This window comes from Brevibacillus sp. FIR094 (assembly GCF_050477165.1).
In the GTDB taxonomy this organism is placed as follows: Bacteria; Bacillota; Bacilli; order Brevibacillales; family Brevibacillaceae; genus Brevibacillus.
This window is the reverse complement of record NZ_JBEAES010000019.1, coordinates 53,813-76,396: the sequence shown is the minus strand read 5'-3', so window position 1 is coordinate 76,396 and position 22,584 is coordinate 53,813. Positions and strand designations below refer to the sequence as shown.

General features: G+C 46.8%; 20 protein-coding genes. 17 read left to right on the top strand and 3 right to left on the bottom strand.

Features of this window, described 5'->3' with window-relative positions:
* The first annotated feature begins 71 nt into the window (after positions 1-71).
* The 9 genes from ACQ5DJ_RS18080 (at position 72) to ACQ5DJ_RS18040 (ending at position 11,575) form a co-directional block, all read left to right on the top strand.
* Positions 72-491 (top strand): response regulator, encoded by a 420-nt coding sequence (locus ACQ5DJ_RS18080; RefSeq protein ID WP_429843690.1) that lies wholly within the window; start codon positions 72-74, stop codon positions 489-491.
* On the top strand, positions 488-2,692 hold the full coding sequence (locus ACQ5DJ_RS18075) for an NAD-dependent epimerase/dehydratase family protein (protein ID WP_429843689.1): 2,205 nt from the start codon (positions 488-490) through the stop codon (positions 2,690-2,692). The genes ACQ5DJ_RS18080 and ACQ5DJ_RS18075 overlap by 4 nt, the downstream gene beginning before the upstream one ends.
* On the top strand, positions 2,685-3,659 hold the full coding sequence (locus ACQ5DJ_RS18070; RefSeq protein WP_429843688.1) for a hypothetical protein: 975 nt from the start codon (positions 2,685-2,687) through the stop codon (positions 3,657-3,659). Before ACQ5DJ_RS18075 ends, ACQ5DJ_RS18070 begins: the two co-directional genes overlap by 8 nt.
* Before the next feature lie 80 nt (positions 3,660-3,739).
* A complete protein-coding gene (locus ACQ5DJ_RS18065; RefSeq protein ID WP_429843687.1) occupies positions 3,740-5,563 on the top strand; it encodes a DUF2194 domain-containing protein in 1,824 nt (607 codons plus the stop codon).
* 3 nt (positions 5,564-5,566) lie between these two features.
* Positions 5,567-6,973: a GT4 family glycosyltransferase PelF gene (pelF, locus tag ACQ5DJ_RS18060; RefSeq protein WP_429843686.1), complete on the top strand. Its 1,407-nt coding sequence runs from the start codon at positions 5,567-5,569 to the stop codon at positions 6,971-6,973.
* A 5-nt stretch (positions 6,974-6,978) separates the two neighbouring features.
* Entirely contained in the window at positions 6,979-8,379 is a 1,401-nt protein-coding gene (gene pelG / locus ACQ5DJ_RS18055) for an exopolysaccharide Pel transporter PelG (RefSeq protein WP_429843685.1), read from the top strand.
* 31 nt (positions 8,380-8,410) lie between these two features.
* Positions 8,411-10,135 (top strand): CotH kinase family protein, encoded by a 1,725-nt coding sequence (locus ACQ5DJ_RS18050; RefSeq protein ID WP_429843684.1) that lies wholly within the window; start codon positions 8,411-8,413, stop codon positions 10,133-10,135.
* The gene (locus ACQ5DJ_RS18045; RefSeq protein WP_429843683.1) at positions 10,132-10,866 is read left to right on the top strand and encodes a polyphosphate polymerase domain-containing protein; all 735 of its coding nucleotides are present in this window, start codon (positions 10,132-10,134) and stop codon (positions 10,864-10,866) included. Before ACQ5DJ_RS18050 ends, ACQ5DJ_RS18045 begins: the two co-directional genes overlap by 4 nt.
* A 22-nt stretch (positions 10,867-10,888) precedes the next feature.
* Entirely contained in the window at positions 10,889-11,575 is a 687-nt protein-coding gene (locus tag ACQ5DJ_RS18040; RefSeq protein WP_429843682.1) for a DUF4956 domain-containing protein, read from the top strand.
* Between the two features lie 67 nt (positions 11,576-11,642).
* On the opposite strand, the gene ACQ5DJ_RS18035 is transcribed toward ACQ5DJ_RS18040, so the two are convergent.
* From ACQ5DJ_RS18035 to ACQ5DJ_RS18025, 3 genes are all read right to left on the bottom strand, one after another.
* Positions 11,643-13,037 (bottom strand): DUF4832 domain-containing protein, encoded by a 1,395-nt coding sequence (locus ACQ5DJ_RS18035; RefSeq protein ID WP_429843681.1) that lies wholly within the window; start codon positions 13,035-13,037, stop codon positions 11,643-11,645.
* Positions 13,038-13,069: 32 nt separating this feature from the next.
* The gene (locus tag ACQ5DJ_RS18030) at positions 13,070-14,221 is read right to left on the bottom strand and encodes a response regulator (protein ID WP_429843680.1); all 1,152 of its coding nucleotides are present in this window, start codon (positions 14,219-14,221) and stop codon (positions 13,070-13,072) included.
* Positions 14,222-14,351: 130 nt separating this feature from the next.
* Positions 14,352-14,666 carry a thioredoxin family protein gene (locus ACQ5DJ_RS18025; RefSeq protein WP_429843679.1) on the bottom strand — a complete coding sequence of 105 codons (315 nt, stop codon included), beginning with the start codon at positions 14,664-14,666 and terminating at the stop codon, positions 14,352-14,354.
* Between the two features lie 214 nt (positions 14,667-14,880).
* Here ACQ5DJ_RS18025 and ACQ5DJ_RS18020 point away from each other — a divergent pair, with 214 nt between their 5' ends.
* The 8 genes from ACQ5DJ_RS18020 to ACQ5DJ_RS17985 all read left to right on the top strand — a co-directional run bounded on the left by ACQ5DJ_RS18020 (position 14,881) and on the right by ACQ5DJ_RS17985 (position 22,562).
* Positions 14,881-15,336: a prepilin peptidase gene (locus tag ACQ5DJ_RS18020; RefSeq protein WP_429843678.1), complete on the top strand. Its 456-nt coding sequence runs from the start codon at positions 14,881-14,883 to the stop codon at positions 15,334-15,336.
* Positions 15,337-15,431: 95 nt separating this feature from the next.
* Positions 15,432-16,250, top strand: coding sequence for a flp pilus assembly protein CpaB (locus ACQ5DJ_RS18015; RefSeq protein WP_429843677.1), 819 nt, complete (start codon positions 15,432-15,434; stop codon positions 16,248-16,250).
* Between the two features lie 3 nt (positions 16,251-16,253).
* Positions 16,254-17,411 (top strand): AAA family ATPase, encoded by a 1,158-nt coding sequence (locus tag ACQ5DJ_RS18010; RefSeq protein WP_429843676.1) that lies wholly within the window; start codon positions 16,254-16,256, stop codon positions 17,409-17,411.
* A 28-nt stretch (positions 17,412-17,439) separates the two neighbouring features.
* Positions 17,440-18,828 carry a CpaF family protein gene (locus ACQ5DJ_RS18005; protein ID WP_429843675.1) on the top strand — a complete coding sequence of 463 codons (1,389 nt, stop codon included), beginning with the start codon at positions 17,440-17,442 and terminating at the stop codon, positions 18,826-18,828.
* Positions 18,806-19,732 (top strand): type II secretion system F family protein, encoded by a 927-nt coding sequence (locus ACQ5DJ_RS18000; RefSeq protein ID WP_017249685.1) that lies wholly within the window; start codon positions 18,806-18,808, stop codon positions 19,730-19,732. The genes ACQ5DJ_RS18005 and ACQ5DJ_RS18000 overlap by 23 nt, the downstream gene beginning before the upstream one ends.
* Positions 19,733-19,736: 4 nt before the next feature.
* Positions 19,737-20,672 carry a type II secretion system F family protein gene (locus tag ACQ5DJ_RS17995; protein WP_429843674.1) on the top strand — a complete coding sequence of 312 codons (936 nt, stop codon included), beginning with the start codon at positions 19,737-19,739 and terminating at the stop codon, positions 20,670-20,672.
* 100 nt (positions 20,673-20,772) lie between these two features.
* Positions 20,773-20,985 carry a hypothetical protein gene (locus tag ACQ5DJ_RS17990; protein WP_007717266.1) on the top strand — a complete coding sequence of 71 codons (213 nt, stop codon included), beginning with the start codon at positions 20,773-20,775 and terminating at the stop codon, positions 20,983-20,985.
* A 131-nt stretch (positions 20,986-21,116) separates the two neighbouring features.
* Positions 21,117-22,562, top strand: coding sequence for a vWA domain-containing protein (locus ACQ5DJ_RS17985; RefSeq protein ID WP_429843673.1), 1,446 nt, complete (start codon positions 21,117-21,119; stop codon positions 22,560-22,562).
* Positions 22,563-22,584 lie beyond the last annotated feature (22 nt).

Below are 22,584 nucleotides of genomic sequence, written 5' to 3'. Positions count from 1 at the left end.
AATAGGGATATATTACTATAATAAAATGATCCAAAAGATATAGATGGATAGGATGGGAGATAACGTTTTGGATGAATAGCATTCTGATTGTTGATGATACAGCGTTTACGAGACATGTGCTGCGCAACATATTTGAGTCGTTAGGACTGCATGTCATAGCAGAAGCTGGTTCAGGAGAGGAGGCTGTTAGAAATTACTGCTTGTATAAACCATCACTCGTCACGATGGATATCACGATGCCCGGCATGAACGGTTTGACTGCTTCACGCAAAATCATGGAGTTGGACAAGGATGCCAAGATCATTATTTGCTCAGCAGTGTCTAGGCACGATACCGTCATCAAGGCGATTCAGGCAGGTGCGCGGGATTTCATAGCGAAGCCACTGCAGCTGGAGCGAATCGAATGGGCTGTCCAAAAAGTGCTGGGAACAGGGTTAAATGCTCGTCAGGGAGATAGACAGGGGAAACAAATAGCTGAGGTGTTAGTATGAAAGTTTTGATCACAGGTGGTTATGGGTTCATCGGTTCTTTTGTCGCAGAGAGATTTAATAAGGAAGGTTATAAAGTATTTATCCTCGACAATCTCAGTTCAGGCAATCAGAGGAACGTCACATTTCCGCATAAGGCATACGAGCTGGATGTAGCGGATAAAAAATGCGATGAAGTATTTAAAAGCAACAAGTTCGATGTCGTCGTACATTTAGCGGCCCAAGTGAGTGTTGCTGCATCCATGGAAGACCCCCTGCTGGATTCGAATACGAACATTCTTGGACTCATGAATATGCTGAGGCTATCGAGCAAATATGGCGTGTCCAAATTTATTTTTGCGTCATCAGCCGCTGTTTACGGCATGAATGAAAATACTCCTTTACATGAAGATTCAGTGTGTGATCCGGTATCTGTTTATGGAATAAACAAGCACATCGGCGAAATGTATTGCCTCAAATGGGCGGAAATGTATGGCTTGCGAACGGTTGTCTTCCGCTTGGCGAATGTGTATGGCCCCAGACAAAGCGCAGTCGGGGAAGGCGGTGTCATTTCTACTTTTTTAACCCAGATCAACCATGGAAAAGAAATAGTTTTGCACGGGGACGGCAGTCAAACGAGAGATTTTATTTATGTAGAGGATGTAGCTGACGCCATTTTCCGTTCCGTTACCACGGATGATACCGGGGTGATGAATTTGTCTACCAATCAGGAAAGCAGCATTAATGAGCTTATTGACATTCTCGGGGCGAACCAGCAGCTCCAGGGAATAGTGCGAAGGGAAAAACGCCCAGGAGATGTAGATAAGTCGGTTTTGGACAATACGCGGGCAAAGAGAAGACTAGACTGGATCCCGATGTATTCATTGCCAGAGGGGCTGGAAAAAACGGCGCAGTGGTATCAAGAGACCCTCGTAGAGAAAGAACAAGAGCAGGAGAGCGAAGCGAAGAAAACGATCAATTGGCTCCGTTCATGGGATGCAAGGCCGTACATTGAGAACATTCTCGCTTTTATTGTGGTGGTCTTCGCTACAGTTGGAACGGTTAACAGTGGTGTTTTTGATCTCAAGCTGATTTACATCGTGTTGATAGGCGCTATTTACGGAACGAAGCAATCACTCTTGTCTGTCATCCTGGCCTGTGGACTTTTCATCGGAGAAAGCCTGCATAACGGGCGCGATGTCGTATCGCTCTTGTATGACGCCAATGCTCTGTTTCATATCGCTGTCTATTTTATTATCGGGATTGCTGTGGGTTATTCGATCGATAAACGCAACAGGGACATACTGTCTAAGGAACTGCAAAAGCAAGCGCTGGAAGACAAGTACGACTTTTTAAAAGACATTTACAACGATGTCCTGATGGTCAAACAAGAATTGCAGCAGCAGATCGTGAATTCGGAAGACAGCTTCGGAAAAATCTACAACATCACCAAGGAGCTGGACAGCCTCGAGCCGGAACGCGTATTGCAGAAATCGGTCAAGGTGCTGGAAAGAATCATGAAGTCCGATGAGATCGCAATTTATACGATGAATCAAAATGGCTCCTTCTTGCGATTGATGGCTAAATCAAATAAAGCGGACTTTGATCTGCCACGCTCGTTGAAAATGAGTGAGCATGCTTATCTTACTGAACTAATGATAATGAAGAAGATTATCGTGAATAAAGAACTGCGTCACGACATGCCTCTTATGGCAGCTCCCATTTTTGACAATGGCAAAATGGTGGCGGTCATAACGCTGCAACAGCTTGGATTCGAAAATTTTACGATGTACACCCAAAACCTTTTCCAGGTCGCCGTTCAATTGATCTCTTCCGCGTTGTCGCGTTCACTTCGTTTCTTAAACTCCACACAAAAGGATCGCTATCTAGAAGACACCTCCATCCTGATTCCAGCTTATTTTTCGGCTATGTTGAAGAACAAAAGGGATGCTAAGCAACAGTTGAACACTGACTTTACACTCTTGGCAGTGGACGCTGCGCAAATGGACCATCATACGCTCTCTTCCTTTATCGCCAGCTCTCTGCGCGAAGCGGATTATATGGGAATGGACGAAGCAGGAGACATCTATATCATTCTCTCCAATTCAAACGAGCAAGAAGCCAATATCGTGATTGATCGGTTGGGCAGACTCGGCATTGCAGCGAGAATTGTACAGGAAAAAGACCAGGATCGCTTCTCCCTGAGGGATGGCGCCTATGCTTAAGTTTCTCATCCTCCATGTATTGGTGACTGTTTGTTACAGTTTGATGCAAAGCCACGGCCATAATAAGCAAATGCTGATCATGCGAATGCTAGTCGCTGGCTTTCTTCCCATTTTCGGTCTTTTATTATTGGCAATTACCGATGTGTACAAGCGCACATCGAAAATGAATGTGAATGAGTTAATGCTGGAGAGCGACTTGCTGAAGCTCTCGGAGGGATCGAATATTTTTCGAAGAACAGACATGGAAAAGGAAATGAACATCGTTCCGGTTGAGGACATTCTGTTTTTGAATGACACCAGCACGCGGCGAAAGATGCTGATCGATGTTCTGAAAGAGCAGACCATTTGGCAGATCGGCACATTGGAGACAGCCCTGCAAAACGAAGATTCGGAAACGGTTCACTACGCAGCAGCCGCTTTAACGGAAATGCGACGCAACCTTCAGCTTCAGCTGCAGGATTTATCGGTGAAATACGAGGAAAACAAGCAGAATCTTGAGGTTTTACGCGCCTACGCAGACGTATTGAAGAAGTACTTGGACAGTTCACTCATTGATCAACGAACCTATGTGAAATACAGCTATACGTATTCCTTTGTGCTGGAGTCTTTATTGGACGTTTATCAGGAACAAGAAAGCTATTTTGTGGACAAGATCAATTGTGAGCTAGTGAACCAGTCCTATGAAAAAGCCGCACAGTACTGTCAATTGTTTCATGAGTATCATCCAGAAAGTGAACAGCCATATGTCATGTCGCTAAAGCGATTCTTTACGATCAGAGACCATGCAGGGTTTACAGCAGAAATGAATCGATTAAAAGGCTCGTCGGTTAAAATCTCTCACGCTACGCTGATGATGATTCGCTACTGGAACACCCTGGAAGCTGATGAGCAAGACAGTACTTGGAAGGAAGTCGCTGCTGCTCAGGAAACAGGTACGAATTCGAAAGAGATGAGCGATACAAAATGAGAATGACAAGGAACAGAAGAAAGAAAAGAGACAGGGAAAATGAACGAGAATGGAGCCGGCAGAGGTCCAACGACATTCCTGTGAAAAAAAACATCTACATCATTCTGATCTTTGTGGCGATTCTGGGGATCACCATAGAAGCTACCCGATCACAGTTCATCCTCCAGGTGAGTAGTAATAAATCGGGAGGCTCGGGAGTGCAGACTGACGAACCGAAGCAAAACGCAATCAGCCAGGAGGAAATCGCCAAGCTTAAAAGGGAGCGGTTCCTCATTCTGCATGATTCCAAGGATGAGAGTAGCATGGCAATCGCGAGGAATGTGGAGCAAGTGCTGCGGTACATGAAAAAGGAGTACGACCTCGCAGACATTAAGCAATTTTCGAAGCCCGATCCCCAATACATAACGGTCATTGTCACCATAGAAAATCTAGGCTTGCTAGCCGATCTGGATGCGATGATGCAATATGCGCACAATGGGGGAAATGTATTCCTTTCTCGCACGCCTGAATACAATGACAGTTTATATCGCATTTACCGAAAGCTAGGGATCAATTCCATTGATCTCCCCATCGTGACAAACGGCATTCAGATGACATCCAATCTCTTGATCCAAGGAAAAGATGCAAAAATCGGGGCAGAGTCCATTGTTAATTCCTCGATTCCCGTAGAGCTGGATAGGCAAGCGAAGGTACATGCTGTTTCTGCCGACAATATGCCTCTGCTATGGGAGACTCAGCATGGACAGGGGAAGTTCTTGGTCTATAACGGGACTAATATGCAATCTGCAATGAACAGAGGACTGATTACTGGTGGCATCAGTTTACTGAATCAAGATTTCATGTACCCCATTTTCAATATGAAAATCACGTATATTGACGACTTTCCTGCTCCTTTTCGTCAGGGAATCGAGCCGAGTATTTACCGCGAGTACCGCAAAGATATTCCCAGCTTCTTTCGGGATGTGTGGTGGCCCGACATGATCAAGCTTGCTGCTGATTACGATGTGACCTACACGGGAGCGATTATCAAAACCTACAATAACCGAGTTTCCGCCCCCTTTGCAGATGAGGAAGGAACGGATTCGAACAATCTGATTACGTACGGCAGGGATTTGGTGAAATTGGGTGGCGAATTGGGCATCCACGGATATAATCATCAATCGCTGGTTACTGATCAAGCGACAGCGAGCCATTACGAGTATAAGGCTTGGCCTGATGAAGCAAGCATGGCCGAGTCACTTTCGTACCTGAACGATTATATCAAAAAGGTCTTCTCGTCATATGACGTACAGGTGTATGTCCCGCCTTCCAACGTGTTGGGAGCCGAAGGGCGTCGAGCGTTGAAAACGTCCTTCCCTGATCTGAGAGTCATTGCCTCCTTATATGCGGAATCAGACAGCACGCACGAATACATCCAGGAGTTTTCCGTGGCTGAAGATGGCATCGTAGAGCTGCCACGTATTACCTCGGGATACAGTCGCACAGACATTCATGATTGGTACATAGCGAATGCGATCACATCCATCGGCGTCTTTTCCCATTTTGTTCATCCAGATGATGTGTTGGACAAGGAACGAAGCAATAACAAGTCGTGGCCGGAATTGGTAAAAGACTTTCAACGTATGATGGAAGAGCTTTACCAGCACTATCCATGGCTGCGCAGCCAGACAGCTTCCGAAGCTGCAACAAGCCTTGAGAGTTATTTGCAGACGGATGTGTATATCGCGCATACAGATAAAAAAATGACAGGATACATGAACAACTTCTCCGACGAAATGTATTACATCTTGCGGACAAACAAAAAAATGACGAGCTTGGTAAATTGTACGGTAGAAAAAATAGAGGAAGGGGCCTATCTCGTACATGCAACAGGTGCAAAATTTGAAATAGGACTGGAAGAGTAAGCGATGAAAATTTGTCTGATTGCCGAAGGATCTTACCCTTTTATTACAGGGGGCGTCTCTAGTTGGATTCATTCCTTAATCGCTAGCATGCCAGAGCATGCGTTTATCATTTATGCCATTGGTGCAGAAGAGAAAAATAGGGGGAAATACGTCTACCAGCTCCCCGCGAATGTGGTGGAAATCAAAGAGGTATTTCTGGATGCCTATCTCAAAGAAGAGGCTGCACTAGGCAAGCGTCTGGGGCTGACTGAGGATGAGCAGCAAGCATTGCTTTCGTTGCTAGATGGCAGTAAGGGCGACTGGCATGCTCTTTTTTCCGTGTTGTCGGGGAGTAAGGTGCCAGCCGTAGCCGAGTTGCTTACAAGCAAGGACTTTTTCGAGGTAATCCAGCGGCTTTGCGAGCAAAAATACCCGCAAATTCCCTTTACCGAAATGATCTGGATGATTCGCTCGATGGTGTTGCCACTATGTCTAGTCATTCAAAACGGCATGCCGCAAGCGGATTTGTATCACAGTGTTTGTACGGGATATGGCGGTGTAGCAGGGAGTCTCGGGAAGTATCTGCATAAAAAGCCGTTTTTGCTGACGGAGCATGGAATCTACACCCGCGAGCGGGAAGAAGAAATTATCAAGGCAAATTGGATTAAGGGTCATTTTAAAGATATTTGGATCGATTATTTTCATAACCTTTCTGCATGTGCCTACTCTTACGCGGATGAGGTAATCACGTTGTTTGAGCGAAACAAGGAAATTCAGATTGAGCTAGGCTGTGATCCTTCCAAAGTATCAGTGATCCCAAACGGTGTAAAAGTGAGCGATTATGTAGACATCGTGGAGGAAAAAAAGAACGACGCAATAACTATTGGCGCTGTCGTCCGCGTGGTACCCATCAAAGATATTAAAACAATGCTGCACAGCTTCGGGCTCGTCAAGGAACAAGTGCCACACGCACACTTTGTCATCATGGGCCCGACGGATGAAGACGAGGAGTACTACACAGAATGCCTGCAATTGGTCGAAAGCCTGCAGCTGGAGGATGTTACGTTTACGGGTGCGGTCAATGTGAAAGAGTATCTCGGAAAAATGGACATGCTTGTTTTGACCAGCATCAGTGAAGGACAACCGCTCGTTATTTTGGAAGGAATGGCATGCAGAAAGCCCTTCGTCACAACGGACGTGGGAAGCTGTCGGGAATTGTTGTACGGCAATGGGGACAACTATGGCAACGCAGGGATAACGGTACCCGTCATGCATTTTACTCAAATTGCCCAAGCGATCATTACGTTATGCCAAAACGAGCCCATGAGACGGCGTATGGGCAGATGTGGCTTCCAAAGAGTATCGGCTATTTACACACATGAGAATTTCTTGGCGGGATATCGCAATATGTATCGGAAATACGAGGTGTAAGAAACATGGCGGGCATTGGCTTTGAACTGAAGAAAATGTTTCGGAATAAAGGGTATTTGTCCAGTGTGAAGGCGTATGCATTTTCTTCGCTGGTCACAGTCGGACCGATGCTGATTTGTATGGTAATGATTACGGTGCTACAGCAAATCCTTCTTCAATTGAATGTCAGCTATTTGGAAAGGATGTCTTTTTTAGCAGCTGTCGTTTATGCATTCGTGTTTTCGCTGTTAATTACCTGTGGCTTTTCCATGGTCATTTCTCGCTATATTGCAGACAAAATTTACTTGCGTGAGTATAACGACATCATTGCGTCTTTGTATGGAGTTATCGCTGTTTGTCTGGGGGTGGGGGGCATTCTCGGCGGTGCTTTTTACTGGCTCGCGCCTCTGCCGTTTGGCTTTAAGCTCGTAGCCTACCTTCTTTTTGTGGAACTGATCGTCGTATGGCTGCAATCCGCCTACTTGTCTGCATTAAAGGATTATATGCGCATCATTCGTGGGTATTTGGCTGCAGTTGCCGTTACGCTTCTGGCTGCGTTTCTGCTGTTGAATCTGACTGAGCTGGAAAAAGGAATCGCGATGCTGATTTCTTTGAATCTCGGCTTTTTTACGATGATCGTCCTATCTATGCTTCATCTGGAGAGTTTTTTCCCGAAACGGGCGAGGAATTATTTTGATTTCCTGAAGTACGTGAAAAAGTACCCAAGTCTGCTTGGTGTGGGTCTCTTTTGTTCTCTCGGTTTTTATGTGCACCATTTTATTTACTGGCTGGGGAGTCCGCTGCAGGAGGTCGTGGCGGATACTTACGTGATTGCGCCTTTTTACGACGTGCCAGCGTTCTACGCTTCCTTGAGCATATTGCCTACGATGGTCATGTTTGTGGTATCTGTGGAGACTGCTTTTTACGAGAAGTATCGAGCGTATTACGGCACGATATTGGGCATAGGCTCGGTACAGGATATCAAGCGGGCGAAAACAGACATGGTTCAAACGTTGATGCAAGAGCTCAGCTTCATGATGGAGGTGCAGCTGTTCTTTTCCTTCGTTGCACTGGCTCTAGGCATTACGCTGCTTCCGCACATCGGTTTTACGTCCGATCAAATGGAGCGGTACAACATCTTGGTCATCGCGGGGTATTTGTACGCTGTTATGTTTGTGATCGTGTTGATGTTGCTCTATTTTGACGATCGGAAGGGGGCGCTTACGGTAACAACCTTATTTCTCGTCAGTACCGTTGTCATCACCATAGCAATGTTGCCCCTTTATAACTACGGCTTTTCATTTTTTATTGCTTCGTTTCTTGCACTGGTAGCCGGTCTCGGCAGGTTGATCTATTACTTGAAAAATATCGATTATTACACCTACTGCTTACAGCCGCTCTTTGTCAAAGGAAAGCGAATGGAATAGATGGTTACGTATAGATTGGGGAGGACTTAGGTTGAAGAAAAAACGATTCATACTGAGCCTGCTCGTAGCATTAGGCGTTGTATCGACTGGTTGTACACAGGATGCGCCTGAACAGCCAGTGTCAGACAACACGCCAGCAACGAGTCAGGTGGCGCCAACTCAGCAGATGAACGAGGATCTGATTGAGAATAGAAGCGTATACGATCAGGATGTTGATGGGAGCATCGTCCATTTATATGTGACGGTAGTCAACGAAGAAAATTCGAAATTGAAGACGACCACTTTTACGGAACTCAATCTAGCTCCTAGCGGACGGAATGAAAAGGGAGAAGATCTCCAGGCCAAAGTCATTATGCAGGAAGGGACGGAGAAAGGGCCAACCCAGGGGTACTTTGGTTTTAGCGAGACGAGAGCGAACGGAACGATTGAGCTGCGGGGGGAATCGAGCAGAAGAGCGGAACAAAAATCGTACAAAATCCGTTTGTTCGATAGCACCGGATACTGGCGGGATCAGCGCAATATCAACTTAAGCAAGCACAAGTCTGACATGACGCGTGTTCGACAAAAGCTTAGCTTTGATTATTTCGAGCAAATGCCCAATATGACCAGTTTGCGGACGCAGTTCGTTCAAGTAAAAATAAAGGATTTGACTAAAAAAAATCCGGACCGAGACTTTGTTGATTATGGTTTGTTCACTCAAATTGAACAGCCGAACAAAACATTTTTGCAGGCGCACGGATTGGACCGAAACGGAAATTTGTACAAGGCAATTGATTTCGAGTTCCACCGTTACGAGGAACAACTCAAGCTGGCAACAGATCCTACCTACGATAAGAGAGCCTTTGATAAAATTTTGGAGATCAAAGGCAGCGAGAACCATGAAAAGCTCATTTCGATGCTGGACGATCTTCACAATCCTGCGATCAATACGCAAGACTTTTTGGACAAGCATTTTGATCGGGAGAATTACTATACATGGCTGGCATCCAACCTGTTGATGGGGAATCACGACACGGCTGTTCATAATTTTTACTTGTACAGCCCTAGCAACTCCAACAAGTGGTATTTCCTACCGTGGGACTACGACGCATCGTGGGGATTTTTTGAAGAAGAGCTCAAGCGAAGCCCGGAAAAAGGGCTAGGACAATGGCAGTTTGGCATTTCCGACTACTGGGTGTCGAATTTGCATCGCCGCATCTTTAAAGATCCCGAAAACATCAAAACGCTTAACGAAAAGGTTGAGGAAATCAGCAAGATCATTACGAAGGAGCAAACGGAAAAATACTTGAAGAGCTATTATCCGATTGTGAGTAAATATGTGCTGCAACAACCCGATTTATATAATTTACCGTTGGATGTCTCCTATTTTCACAATGAGCAAGCACTTCTATCTGGTGAACCGGAGCGTAACAAAAAGAGGTACTATGAACGCCAAGAGAATCCGATGCCCTTTTTTATGGGGGAGCCAAGAAAAGAAGGAGATAAGCTCATTTTTGCCTGGGACCATTCTTATGACCTGCAAGGTGACGATCTGACCTACGACTTTGCCGTCAGTTACGATCCTGCTTTTACGAAGATACACGCGCAGGCCAAGGGGCTGACAGGGGTTCAATACACCATAAACGATCCGGGTAAAGGCCGCTTTTTCTGGCGCGTGATTGTTCGGGACAGCAAAGGGAACACACAGACGGCATTTGACAGGGTAGAGTCCGAGGATGCTCTTTATCATGGGGTGAAGGAGTTCGTATTGAAATGAAAGGAATACAGAGCACGGGCATTCAGCTCGGCAACAAGCGATTGCGACATGAGTTGAAGTATTATCTTCGGCTGAGTAATTACGAGCCGCTGCGACAGAAATTGCGTCTGATCGCGACTCCTGACCCTTATTCTGTGAGTGAGGAAGGGTATCATATTCGTAGCCTGTACTTTGACGACTTTCACGACACGGCGCTCTATGAAAAAAACTACGGGGTTTTTCAAAGAAAAAAGTATCGCATTCGCATCTACAACAAAAGTGATGCAGTCATCAAAATGGAGCGAAAGAGCAAGTTCGGCGGATACATTTGCAAAGAATCAGCGTCGATCACACGAGATGAATATGAACTAATTTTGGCAGGCGATGTTGAGTTTCTGCGAGAGACAGAAAGTGCTGTGCTACGAGATTTTTATTTATCGTGCAAAAATCATCTGTTTCGGCCTCGCGTCATTACGGATTATGTTCGAGAGGCGTATTTGGTGAGAGAAGGGAATGTCAGAATTACGTTTGATAAGTATTTGAAGGCAAACGTCAATTCACTCGATATTTTTGACGAAAACATCATGATGGTCAGAGCTATTCATCAGCCCATGATGATCATGGAAGTGAAGTACGATCAATTCCTGCCGTTCAATATTAGACATTTGCTACAAAACCTAAGTAGTAAGCGATCGGCTATCTCCAAATATGTCATTTGCAGAGAGGAGACCAAAAAATACTATAATCTTTAGTGTGAGGAGAAGTCGAGAAACTATGGATACTACCAATACGATTAATTTTCAAGATATCATCAAAAAAAGTGTCTTAAAAATAGATCAATTCGCCAGCATCTCGATCATTGATACCATCATAGGGCTTGTGTTGTCGGGATTGATAGGTTTGTTCATCTACTATATTTACAAAAAAACGTTTCGCGGTGTCGTCTATACACATACCTTTAACATCACGCTGGTGGCAATGGCGATGCTTACTTGCCTGATTATCATGACGATAAGCACCAATATCGTGCTCTCTCTCGGGATGGTCGGCGCGTTGAGCATCGTGCGGTTCCGTACTGCTATCAAAGACCCGTTGGATATTGTTTTCATGTTTTGGTCGATCTCGGTCGGTATTGCGACGGGAGCGGGTGTGTACCCAGTTTCCGTCCTGGGATCACTGGTGGTGGCAGCTGTCATTGTCGTATTATCCAAGCGGCAAATGAAAGATGTTGCCTATCTGCTCATTATCAATTATCACGATCAAGCCAATGACGGGGTTAAATACCAGTTGAACAAACTGAAATACGCCTTGAAGTCAAAGACCGTACATAAAGAGATGGTGGAATTGATCGTGGAAGTCAAAATCAAAGGAGATAATACGGCATTTGTTCAAGATATTTCAGAGGTAGAAGGTGTGAAAAGCGTATCATTGGTAAGCTACGATGGCGATTATGCACCATAAATGATTAGAAGAAAAAATCCCTTTCTGACTCCTTTACAGGTGGTCAGGAAGGGATTTTTTTGATGGATCAGTCTCGTACTTCGACCGTACCCAACGTATATCTTCCGTCCGAGCGTTTGCCTTCCATGGCAAATTGAATGCCTGGCTCTCCTGTATGGGGATCAAGGATCGCTACACAGAGGGTGTATGTTCCTTCAGGAAGATTATCCGGAATTTCCAAGCTTTGCTTGACGGTTTTCTTGCCGGGAAGCCATTTGCGGATGTCTTCGTCCGTATTGGTCTTGGTTACGATCTCACCGTTCTCATCCGCGAGTGACAGCTCGAGAATCCACGGGAAGTAAAATGGAGCAACACCGCGGTTTTGCCAATCCATCGTCACAGCGAGGCTGTCTCTGGGCTCGACTGCTTTGGCATGTGTCTCTTTGGTGATGGAGAAGCGGTAGCCAATCGTGTTTAAAAAGCGGTCCAAATATTCTTGTTGATCGCTGTCTTTTTCGAAACGTGCGGGTGTATTCGGGCCAAGCCAGCTAATATGCGAAGCTTTGGCTTGTGAGATTACCTGGTTAATCGAGGAGCGAGTAAAGTAGGTTGGCAAGGAGTCGGATGGAGAGAATTCTCCGCCGCTTGGCGCATACTTCCAAAAGTCGGGCATGGCAGGCATTTTTTCTTTGGTCAGCCAGGAGACGTAGCCCTTCTGTATCCAGGACAGGTAGCTGTTTGTATCTTCTTTGTTGCCGAACATGTCGTTAAACAGCCCCAATTTGTACTCCTTGGCAACTGGGTGTGGTCTGCGCATCAGCAGCATGGAATCAGGGAAATTATCTAGATACGGTTGTACGTACTGATCCGTGATTTCTGTTGCAGGGAAAGGAATAGACGTATCTGTGTGCCATTCTCCCCAGTGACCGACGCTTCCCAGCTGTATGAAAGCAATGCGGGGATCGTCCTTGTAGTGCTCTCCCAGAGCGTCAATCAATTCCTTGTGGTACTTGATAATCAATGGATTACTGTAGTTGGGACTGTAGCCTTTGCCATAGTCATTTCGATACCACTCGCCATCATCAAAATGGTCATTGTCCCCGCCGATCTCGTTGTATAGCCAATCCGGTATCTCCATGTCCGATTTTTTATCAGGAAGATCCATAACGATGCGGAGGATGAACTTGACGTCTTTTTCTGTCCATTCTTCAAACCGGATCGCATCTTCGACCTCATCAAAAGCATAATCCCCTTTGGTTGGCTCGAGCATCCTCCAGGTTAGATTAGCATAGACGAGGGTGTGTTCTTGCTCATTATTACTCGTCCGTGAATCGGGGGCCAGTCCCATATAAGGGTTTTGTAGTACGTCTTGGGATTGCTTTGGAGAATAAGTCGCCGTTCCATAACTGGAGGCGGCGGCAGAGGAAGGTAGAATGCAAAAAGCAGCGAGAAGTACGCTGTATAGACCACTTCGGATCTTCATGAGTGCCCCCTAGATCTAGTGAGAGAGTTTCATTACTTTTGTTCTGTCTCCTGTTTCCATATGTGATACCACTTGGTGATATGTTCGTTTACAGCAGAGCCGAGTTCAATCTCCCATCGAGAGGTCAAGAGTTGATACTGCTCTTCTACAGCCGCATGATCGTCCAAGGAGGCGTACAACTGCATCAGGAACATGTAGCTGTCCTCTTCAAGTGGGTGCAAATGCTGAATGCGCTGATTGACGTTGATCGCTTCTTGTACTCTGCCATGGCCCAAATAGAAGCTGCTCATTGTTTTGGCGAGCTGCAGCCACATCCTGCGGAGTCTTTCTCGCTCGTACTCTGCCCACAAATAGTCGTAATCTCCGAAGTAATCGCCCGTATACGTCGCGAGCACTTGCTCATACTCTTGCATAGTGGCAAGAGAGAGGGGCGGTAACTGTTTGAGACGATTCTCCCATTCTTCCACATCGATCGCAGCTGAATCGATCGTCAGCTTATAGCCGCCTTCTAAATTGCCTTTGTTGATCGATATGGTTTGGAGACCATATCGTTTCAAGGTTTGCCGGATGAGGTAAATCGTCGTATATAGCTGGGTTACGCCTTTGCTTCCATCATAGTCCGGCCACAAAAGCTCGATAAGCGAATCTTTGTCGATCATCTTGTTGCGGTGATGCAACAAATACGCAAACAGCTCGCGGGCTTTATTCGTGCGCCACTTGATCGCTTGCGGTTCCTGATTCGACTGGTGAAACAAAATACTATTGAAGCATTGGATAGAAACGACTGATTCTTCTTTAACAGGCTCGGCTTCTTGCGCGGACTTGATTCTCTCACGAAGTCGGTCCATTGTCTTTTGCAAGCGTTGAAGTTGTACGGGCTTCATGATGTAATCCAGCGCGCACAGCTCAAAAGCATCAACGGCGTACTTATCGTACCCTGTGACAAATACGATCTCCGGGGAGTTATCGATTCCTTGCAGACGTTCTCCGATCTCCAGTCCACTGATGCGGGGCATATTAATATCTAAAAATACGACATCTGGTTGAAGCGATACTGCTTGGTCGATCGCTTCGAGAGGATTGGTGTAGGCTCCGACTACCTTAACGCCGCCAACATCTTTTTCTAGCAATCTTTGCAGATGCATCAAGGGTAGTTGCTCGTCGTCTACCAATAAGGCTCTCATCCACTGTCTCTCCTTCAAAAAACGAAAAATGCAACAGATTGTCTAACGAATCTGATTTATCCATACTCTCTACTCTATCATCAAAAGAGAGGTTATCCAAATATTTACGGTGGAAGGAAATGTGAATTTTTTAGCAAGTGATGGAGGTCAGAACACGCTCCAGCTCGTCAAATGATACAAAGCGGGCTTGCCGAAATACTTCTTTTCCGTCCATAAACAAGAGGATCGCTGGAGCAGTAAATACGAGATACTCACCAGAAAGGCTGGGCATTTTCTCCATGGATGCCACCATACTTTTCACTTGTGGATATTGTTTCAGCAGTTCTACCGTTCTTGCATAGGTGACATCGCAAACACCGCAGTTTGCCGTTTTTATAAACAACAGATTAGTCGGGTGACGTTCAATCTCTGCACGTAGTTCAGTCAGTTCGAGATATTCCTGCACGGTTCGGTATTCCCACCCTTCATCGCCGTATTTTTCTACTAGAATAGCATAAAAATATATTTGCCTCATGAAACGACAACGGATGCAGTCTCGAAAGACAATGAAAACGTTTTTACAAAAAATATCCAAAAACATTGGATATTTTTGCAACAAATTTCCCTAATACACAGTCTGTAATGGTGAAATTTTCCTCAAAAAGCAGGAAGGAGGACATATGGTGTTATCTTGGTATGTCATCATTCCCATTCTTTTCGTAATGGCAGTCGCTATGTATACCGACCTACGCCGCCGTCTCATTTACGACTGGCTGACGCTTCCGGGAATTGTATATTTTCTCATTTTGCATGCATACCTTCATCCAGAGAAATGGCTGACTTATGCGATGGGAGTTATTGTGCTGGGAGGAATTTCATTACTTATGGCGATGATCAGCAACGGCCAGATGGGCGGAGGAGATATTAAGCTGCTCGCTTTGGTCGGTGCAGCGGTTGGATGGCAAGTGGGGTTGGTCGTACTCATGCTTACGTATTTGCTTGCGGGAGTCAGCGTGCTTACCATATGGGCTATCGCCAAAATGACAGGCAGGATGAAGATCGGGCGAGAGATCCCGTTGGCTCCATTTGTTGCGGGTGGGACCAGTCTCATGCTGATCATGATCATGTATTCCTAGTGCCTTTCTCGTAAGTTGATCAATTTGCAATATTGGCAACAAAACGACAAAGTATGAACATGAATGGATTTTTCGAAAAGAGAGGGAATCTTCTGATGTTGGAATCAAAACGTAGGGCAATCATTTTTCTTGTATTATCGTTCCTACTTGCTGCACTTGCGGGCTTTCTGTTTCTGCAAAAAATCAAGGATTTGAATGCGCAACTGGGCGAAATGGTGGAAATATACGAAGCAAATGCAGATATTCCATCTCGGGCACTAATTCAACCCGACCAATTGACAGTAAGGGAAATTCCCAAAAAGTACGCGGATGATTCGTACGTCATCGATAAAGCTAGCTTGAAAAATCAAGTCACGATCGTTCCCTTGTCAAAGGGAGACATCATCACGAAAAACATCATGAAGCCAGCCAATGTTGTACGGGACCAGAACAACAGACTTGTGACGGTGTTTTCATCAAGCAATGTCGTCTTCGATCAGGAGCTGGAGGCGCTAGACCGGGTGGACGTCATCATTTCGCATGAGGAGAACGGGAAGCCCGTGACGGAAGTGTTCATGAAAGACGTGCCAGTCGCCATGGTGGCCAAATCGGAGAACAACTTCAAGGGGGTAGCTCTCGAGCTGCCGTTCGAGGATGCGCCGAAATTCATTCACCAGCAGCATTATGCTCAGATGGTTCGCATTTTGAAAGCGAATGTGGGCAAGGGAGACTTGGGTATTCCCGATCCGTTTGTGGAGCCCAAGCCGGAACAGACAAAACCGCCTGGCAAACCTGCTGAAGCGAAGCCTGCGACACCGCCTGCAGCAGGGCAGCCGGCAGTACAGACACCGCCGACAGTTCCGGTTCAGCCTCCAACGAAACCAACTTCGGTACCACCGCAGCCAACTAATCAACCACCGAAAACCGGAGGGTAAGTCATGAACAAAGATATGAAGCTTCTCGTCGTTGCGGATTACGACTCTGTAAAAGACATGCTGAGGGACATTTTGACTCCGTATGAGCAAGTACGCTACACGACTTCCAGCGAAGTAAAAAAAGAAATTGACCGGATTGGGCCCGATGTCGTTTTGCTTGTGCAGCCGGAAGACGGAGCAGGAGTAGAGCTGGTGCAGTACATACAAGGAGAGCTTCCGGAGGGCATCCTCATTTATCTCACAGAAAAACAGGATTTTGTCCTGCTGCGAGATGTCGTCCGCGCGGGTGCGGTGGAGTACATCGTGATGCCTGATGAGCTCAACCTATTGTCCGATCGTCTCGACAAAATATCAGATTTATCCCAGATCAAACAGAGAAAAAAGGGCACGGATGCATCCGGCAAAGCTTTCGTGCGAGGCCGGGGAAAGGTGTACTCCTTTTACAGTGGAAAAGGGGGAAGCGGACGAACACAACTGGCAACCGGCTTTGCGCAAGCATTGAAGCTGGAATCCACGGCCAGTGTGCTGCTCATCGATCTCAATCTCCAATACGGTGGAATCGAAACCTTCTTGTCATTTGACAACAACCGTACATTGGGCGATCTCATGCCGGTTATGGATGAAATCAACGAATTTCATATTCGCAATGTGGCCCAGCGGGAGGACCATTCCAAGCTGGAGGTGCTGGTCAGCCCGCGTGATGCCGAGACAGCGGAGAATATGTCCGAGGCATTTGTCACCAGGTTGATCCGCGCTAGCCGCCGCAGTTATGACTTTGTGATTATCGACCTGCCAACGCATATGAACGAGCTTACTTTTGCTGCTTTGTCAGAGTCGGACATGATTTATTACGTGATGAATCTGGACACACCGTCCGTTCAAATTTACCGACTCGTGGAAGACTTGTTCCGACGTCTGCGCATTGATACCGCAGGCAGACTCGAAGTGGTCGTCAACCAGGTAGGAAGGGATAACGAACTGAATGTGTCTGATTTGAAAGGATTATTCACTGCACCGATTACCGCTGAAATCAGCAGAGATCATCAAGGCGTGCAAGCGGCTGTCAATCAAGGCCGACCGTTGCAAAAGGAAGCGAATGAGAAGAAGCTCTCTCCTGCTGCGAAAGACATCCGAAAATGGGTACTCAAGAAACTGTCATAAAGAGCAAGTTCAAAAAGGTGGGAGTTAGATGGCTTTATTCCGACGAAAGCAAGAGCAGACAGAGCCAGGGGATGAGGCAAAACAGACGACACTTGCTGCCACATTAGCAGCTCCTTCCTTCAATCCGTACATCGACGAGCTGGCTGAGCACTACAAGACCCGACTCTTGCGGGAGACCAATCTGGAGAGACTGACCAGCCTTCGTTCAGATGAGATGCGTCTCGCAATCGAACGTCTCGTCTCCCAATACATGTCGGAAGAAAAAGTAGTCATTCCGCGAAATGAAAAGGACATCCTGCTGACTCGTCTGATTAATGAATCAGTGGGGCTTGGCCCACTTGAACCACTGCTCGCCGATCCGGAAATCACGGAGATCTCGATTAACGGACACAACCTGGTATACATCGAGAAACGAGGAAGGCTGGAATTAACCGATTTAAAATTTCGCGACGAGGAACATTTGCGGCATATTGTGGACCGGATTGTGGCACCGCTTGGTCGCCGAATCGATGAAAGCTCGCCGATGGTCGACGCCCGACTGAAGGATGGAAGCCGCGTGAATGCCGTCATCCCTCCGATCAGTCTCAATGGCACACTCGTTTCGATCCGTAAATTTCGCAAAGAGCCTTTCTTGATGGATGATCTGATGCAATTTGGTTCTTTCAGTGAAGCAATGAATCAGTTTATTCAAGCCGTGGTGGAAGCCAAAATGAACGTGCTGATCTCCGGCGGTACCGGTAGTGGGAAGACGACGCTACTGAATGCGACAGCAAAAGCCATTCCGCACTATGAACGTGTCATAACTATTGAGGATTCGGCCGAGTTGAAGCTGACTCACCCCAACTGTATCGGGATGGAGGCACGCCCGCCCAATATGGAGGGAACAGGGGAAGTCACGATCCGTCAGCTCGTGCGAAACTCCCTGCGGATGAGACCAGACCGCATCATCGTCGGGGAGGTGCGGGGTGCAGAGGCATTCGACATGCTACAGGCCATGAATACCGGACATGAGGGATCGCTTACCACTGTCCACGCCAACTCACCACAGGATGCCTTCAATCGTTTGGAAGGGATGGTCGTCATGGCCGGGATGGATTTGCCCTCCACGATTGTCCGTGAATATATCGTCAGTGCGCTGGATATCATCGTCCAGGTCACGCGCCTGTCAGACGGAACACGTAAAATCGTTTCGATTTCGGAAGTAGCGAAAACAGAAGACAAACGGGTGGAGGTCAACGAGATTTTTCGGTTCCAGCGGAAGGGGATCGGCGCGAAAGGAGAAGTCCTTGGCTACTTTACGGCAACCGGGCTAATCCCAAGGTGCTTGGAGAGGCTCCAAGTTTTTGGAATCAATCTAGATGAATCCATATTCAGGGCGGAAGGAGGGAAGCAGCGTGACCATGCCTATTCTGTTTAGTCTCGCGGTGTTGTTTGGCATCTGGGGCATCTACGAGTATCTCGGCTATCGGGCCAAGAAGACCGAATGGAAAAAGAAAGCGGAAGAATGGTTCGAGGTGAAGGGGAAACGAAAGAGTGTCGTCATCGTTTGGGGAGATAAATTTGACCAGACGCCCTATGCCAAAGAAATCCAAAAAAAGCTGATCAAAGCGAACTTCCCGCTTGCCCCCTCAGAGTTTTACGGAATTTTGATCGTAGGTACCATGGGGCTCGCCTTCTTGCTCAGCAACGTCGTAAATATTTCTTTTCCTTTTAACATTATTATCGGTGCAGTGGTGATGTATCTCATACAGAACGTGCTGTTCTTTGTCCGACGCAACAAGTACCAGGAGCGATTGAATGAACAGCTGTCTGAAGTGTGCCGCCTTTTGGCAAACTCGCTGCGCGCAGGTCTTACGCTTTCGCAGGGGATCTCACTGGTAGCCAAGGAAATGAATTATCCCGCGGGTGATGAGTTTAGCCGCATGGCGCGTGAGCTGCAGCTAGGCGTCAGCTTTGACCGGGCGCTCTCTGATATGGAAAAACGAATACCGACGCGAGAATTCCGTATTTTTACGGCTACCCTGCTGATTCAACGGCGTGCAGGGGGGAATTTGAGCCAGGTACTGCAAGAAATGGCGGAGACATTGGAGGATCGCCGCATCGTGAATCAGGAAATCAAGACGATGACGGCGGAACAGCGGTACGTCTCGATCTTGGTGCCGATCATGCCCATTGCCCTGGTGCTGATGATGAACATGATGAACAAAGGCTTCATTGATCCGTTGTTTTCCGGATTTGGTCTTTTTCTTCTGGGGTTGTTTGTAATCGGAACTCTCCTGTCCTATATCCTCGTAAAGAAAGTGACCAACATAAAGGTGTGAAAACATGGATGCTCTCCTAATTACATGCGTGTTCTTGTTTCTATTGCTGTTTGCCATCTGTCTGAAGGAGTGGTATCGCTACTCCATCGAGAAGCAAAAGCTGCTCGCACATGTCCAAGAGATGAGCGGGCACAAAAACTACGGTGTGCGCAAGCAGGAAACCTCATCCGAGCGTTTGGTCAAACGACTGCTTCGGTATGGAGATGACTATGCTGTCATGGGACAGCGCATCAACTTTTTCAGTGAGTCGCATGAGGTCGAGGATTGGTTGCTGAAAGCTGGACGGCCGCTAGATTTGACCGTCGCCCAATTCCAAGGGGTCAAAATTTTCATGGCTCTGCTCGGCATTATTGCCGGCACGCTGTTTTTCATTCTCCGCTTTCCCTTGTCGCATCTAGGCTTGATCGCCTGGCCGTTGATCGGCTACTTTTTGCCCATTCTTTTGTTGAAGAAAAAAGCGCGTGATCGTCAACATCAGCTTCGCTATGACCTGCCAGAATTTCTCGACACCGTAAGCGTGACTCTTCAGGCGGGGGTGAGCCTTGATCAGGCTTTGCGCGAAGTCATCAAGTTTTTTGATGGGCCGATTCGGGAAGAGTTTTCCCGATTCAATCAAGAGCTGGATCTCGGGGTACAGAGGGAAAAGGCGTATGAACAATTGCTGCGACGCAACGACAATCCAGAGTTTCAAATGCTCATCAAAGCGCTCATTCAGGGGATGCGCCTGGGGGTGCCGATTGCCGTCACGTTCAAGGCACAGGCGGAAAACATGCGGAGAATCCGCAAAGAGCTGATCAAGGAAAAGGCGGCCAAGGCATCGCCAAAAGTAACCCTGATCACCACGTTTGTCGTGACTCCTACAGCGATTATCCTGATTGGCGGTTTGATGGTATTGAATATTTTGGAGAACTTCAGTTTGTTCTCCGACATCATGCCATGATCCATGGCTTCACTTTTAGGAGGTGATGCTCGTCAGCGAGATGGGAGTGCACAGTTCTTTATTTATTCATCATCCAAATAATGAGGGGAGTAGATTTTTTATGAAAAGTATGATGCTGAAATGGTATGCAAAAGGTCAAGGAGCTCTGGGAAATGAAAAAGGAGCGCAAGCAATTGAGTGGATCGCATTGGCGGGTGTGGTGATCGCTGTGTTTGGAGCGGTGATTACTTACTTTAATGGTAACCCGGCACTTGTGGGCGAATCGATTGGGGATACGCTTAGCAATATCATCAAAAAATTAGACGGAAATTAATCAACAATTGAATGCTTTTTTGGTGATGAGCATATGGAAAAAAGGTGGTGAAGGAATGTTTCTTCACCACCTGAAACATATGGCGCGCTTCATACATAGTAAGTCGAAATCAAGCAGGAGGTAGCACTTTGATGAGACTCATGAAGGGAATAATTGCAGTGATCCTCCTGTTGAGCCTGTTAACGGCGTGTTCGCAAGAGGCGGACAATCAACCGGAGGCTCCCCAGAACACAGAGGGGCAAAATCCTTCTGTTCCACCAGGCACGGAAACACCACCTACGGAAAGCCAGCCGCCAGACCAAACAGGGGAAACAAATGCCCAACTGACGCGAGAAGAAAAAGTAAAAGCGCTGGAGGCAATGGCACAGGAAGGAATGCCGCTAAAGCGGGAAACGACAGAGGACTTCGTCAATTCGACGCCAGGACGTTTTTCCGGGGTTTCGTATGACAACAACAGGGAAGAAGTATTGCCTGAACTAAAAAAGTTTCCTACTGTTGAAAACCCGGACGAAGAAATGATGAACAAATTCTACCTTGCCTTGTTGGGGTTGTTTGCCCAGAGCTACCCCGACCCGCAACAGATCATAGACGAACTGAAAATGGCCTCATTCGGGAATCCGGACATCGATGATCCGCGCTTCAAGTTTAAGGAAAGTTACAATGTTGAAATTATTTTGGATGCGAGTGGCAGCATGGCGGCAAAATCGAACGGCAAGACGAGGATGGATGCTGCCAAAGAAGCGATTCAAGCCTTTGCTGAATCTTTGCCGAAACAGGCGAATGTCGCTCTGCGTGTGTACGGGCACAAGGGCAGCGGGAAAGAGTCGGATAAAGCACTATCTTGCAGCAGCAGTGAACTGGTGTACGGAATGCAGCCTTACAACAAAGAAAAATTGCAGCAATCTTTGAATCAGTTCCAACCTACCGGATACACTCCGATTGGCTACTCTTTGCAGGAAGCGAAAAAGGATTTAAGCAAATTGCCTGGAGATAAGAACACCAACATGATCTTCCTCGTTAGTGACGGAATCGAAACATGCGATGGAGACCCTGTCGAAGCTGCCAAGCAGTTGGCCCAATCCGAGATTACGCCGATTATTAACGTGATTGGATTCGGTGTAGACGGTCCGGGACAACAGCAGTTGAAAGAAGTCGCAAAGGCAGCGGGAGGCCGCTATGTTCTGATTCAAGATCAGAAGGAGCTTCAAGAAGAATTCAATCGTGGGAAAGAAATCGCGAACAAGTGGAAAGAGTGGAAAGCCAATGCATCCTACCAAGCCGTATCCACTCGTAGTTCTCGATCGATCGATATTAGTCATTTTGCTTTGAAATGGAGCCGTATCGCGAAACGAGAAAATCATGATCTTACATCTGTGATCATGACCATGGATGCAAACAACATGATTTCAGATGAATTCGCCGATCATCTGCGGAAATTGAACGATGAGCAGTTGGAAATCGCGCAGAAAAAGGCAGAAGAACTGGAGCAATTCCTGGATACCTTGAACGAGAAGTCCTATAAGGAAGCCGTGAATGCGATCAACCAGAAGTTTGCTCAACATACGAAAACGAATTAGAGACGAAATCTCCAAAAGGAGG

What these genes read in the sequence shown, in the direction of transcription:
- ACQ5DJ_RS17995 (WP_429843674.1), top strand. Translation starts at nt 19,737, where the DNA reads ATGGATGCTCTCCTAATTACATGCGTGTTCTTGTTTCTATTGCTGTTT.
- ACQ5DJ_RS17985 (WP_429843673.1), top strand. Translation starts at nt 21,117, where the DNA reads ATGAGACTCATGAAGGGAATAATTGCAGTGATCCTCCTGTTGAGCCTG.
- ACQ5DJ_RS18070 (WP_429843688.1), top strand. Translation starts at nt 2,685, where the DNA reads ATGCTTAAGTTTCTCATCCTCCATGTATTGGTGACTGTTTGTTACAGT.
- ACQ5DJ_RS17990 (WP_007717266.1), top strand. Translation starts at nt 20,773, where the DNA reads ATGAAAAGTATGATGCTGAAATGGTATGCAAAAGGTCAAGGAGCTCTG.
- ACQ5DJ_RS18045 (WP_429843683.1), top strand. Translation starts at nt 10,132, where the DNA reads ATGAAAGGAATACAGAGCACGGGCATTCAGCTCGGCAACAAGCGATTG.
- ACQ5DJ_RS18040 (WP_429843682.1), top strand. Translation starts at nt 10,889, where the DNA reads ATGGATACTACCAATACGATTAATTTTCAAGATATCATCAAAAAAAGT.
- ACQ5DJ_RS18015 (WP_429843677.1), top strand. Translation starts at nt 15,432, where the DNA reads ATGTTGGAATCAAAACGTAGGGCAATCATTTTTCTTGTATTATCGTTC.
- ACQ5DJ_RS18010 (WP_429843676.1), top strand. Translation starts at nt 16,254, where the DNA reads ATGAACAAAGATATGAAGCTTCTCGTCGTTGCGGATTACGACTCTGTA.
- ACQ5DJ_RS18020 (WP_429843678.1), top strand. Translation starts at nt 14,881, where the DNA reads ATGGTGTTATCTTGGTATGTCATCATTCCCATTCTTTTCGTAATGGCA.
- ACQ5DJ_RS18035 (WP_429843681.1), bottom strand. Translation starts at nt 13,037, where the DNA reads ATGAAGATCCGAAGTGGTCTATACAGCGTACTTCTCGCTGCTTTTTGC.
- pelG (WP_429843685.1), top strand. Translation starts at nt 6,979, where the DNA reads ATGGCGGGCATTGGCTTTGAACTGAAGAAAATGTTTCGGAATAAAGGG.
- ACQ5DJ_RS18030 (WP_429843680.1), bottom strand. Translation starts at nt 14,221, where the DNA reads ATGAGAGCCTTATTGGTAGACGACGAGCAACTACCCTTGATGCATCTG.
- ACQ5DJ_RS18075 (WP_429843689.1), top strand. Translation starts at nt 488, where the DNA reads ATGAAAGTTTTGATCACAGGTGGTTATGGGTTCATCGGTTCTTTTGTC.
- ACQ5DJ_RS18080 (WP_429843690.1), top strand. Translation starts at nt 72, where the DNA reads ATGAATAGCATTCTGATTGTTGATGATACAGCGTTTACGAGACATGTG.
- pelF (WP_429843686.1), top strand. Translation starts at nt 5,567, where the DNA reads ATGAAAATTTGTCTGATTGCCGAAGGATCTTACCCTTTTATTACAGGG.
- ACQ5DJ_RS18005 (WP_429843675.1), top strand. Translation starts at nt 17,440, where the DNA reads ATGGCTTTATTCCGACGAAAGCAAGAGCAGACAGAGCCAGGGGATGAG.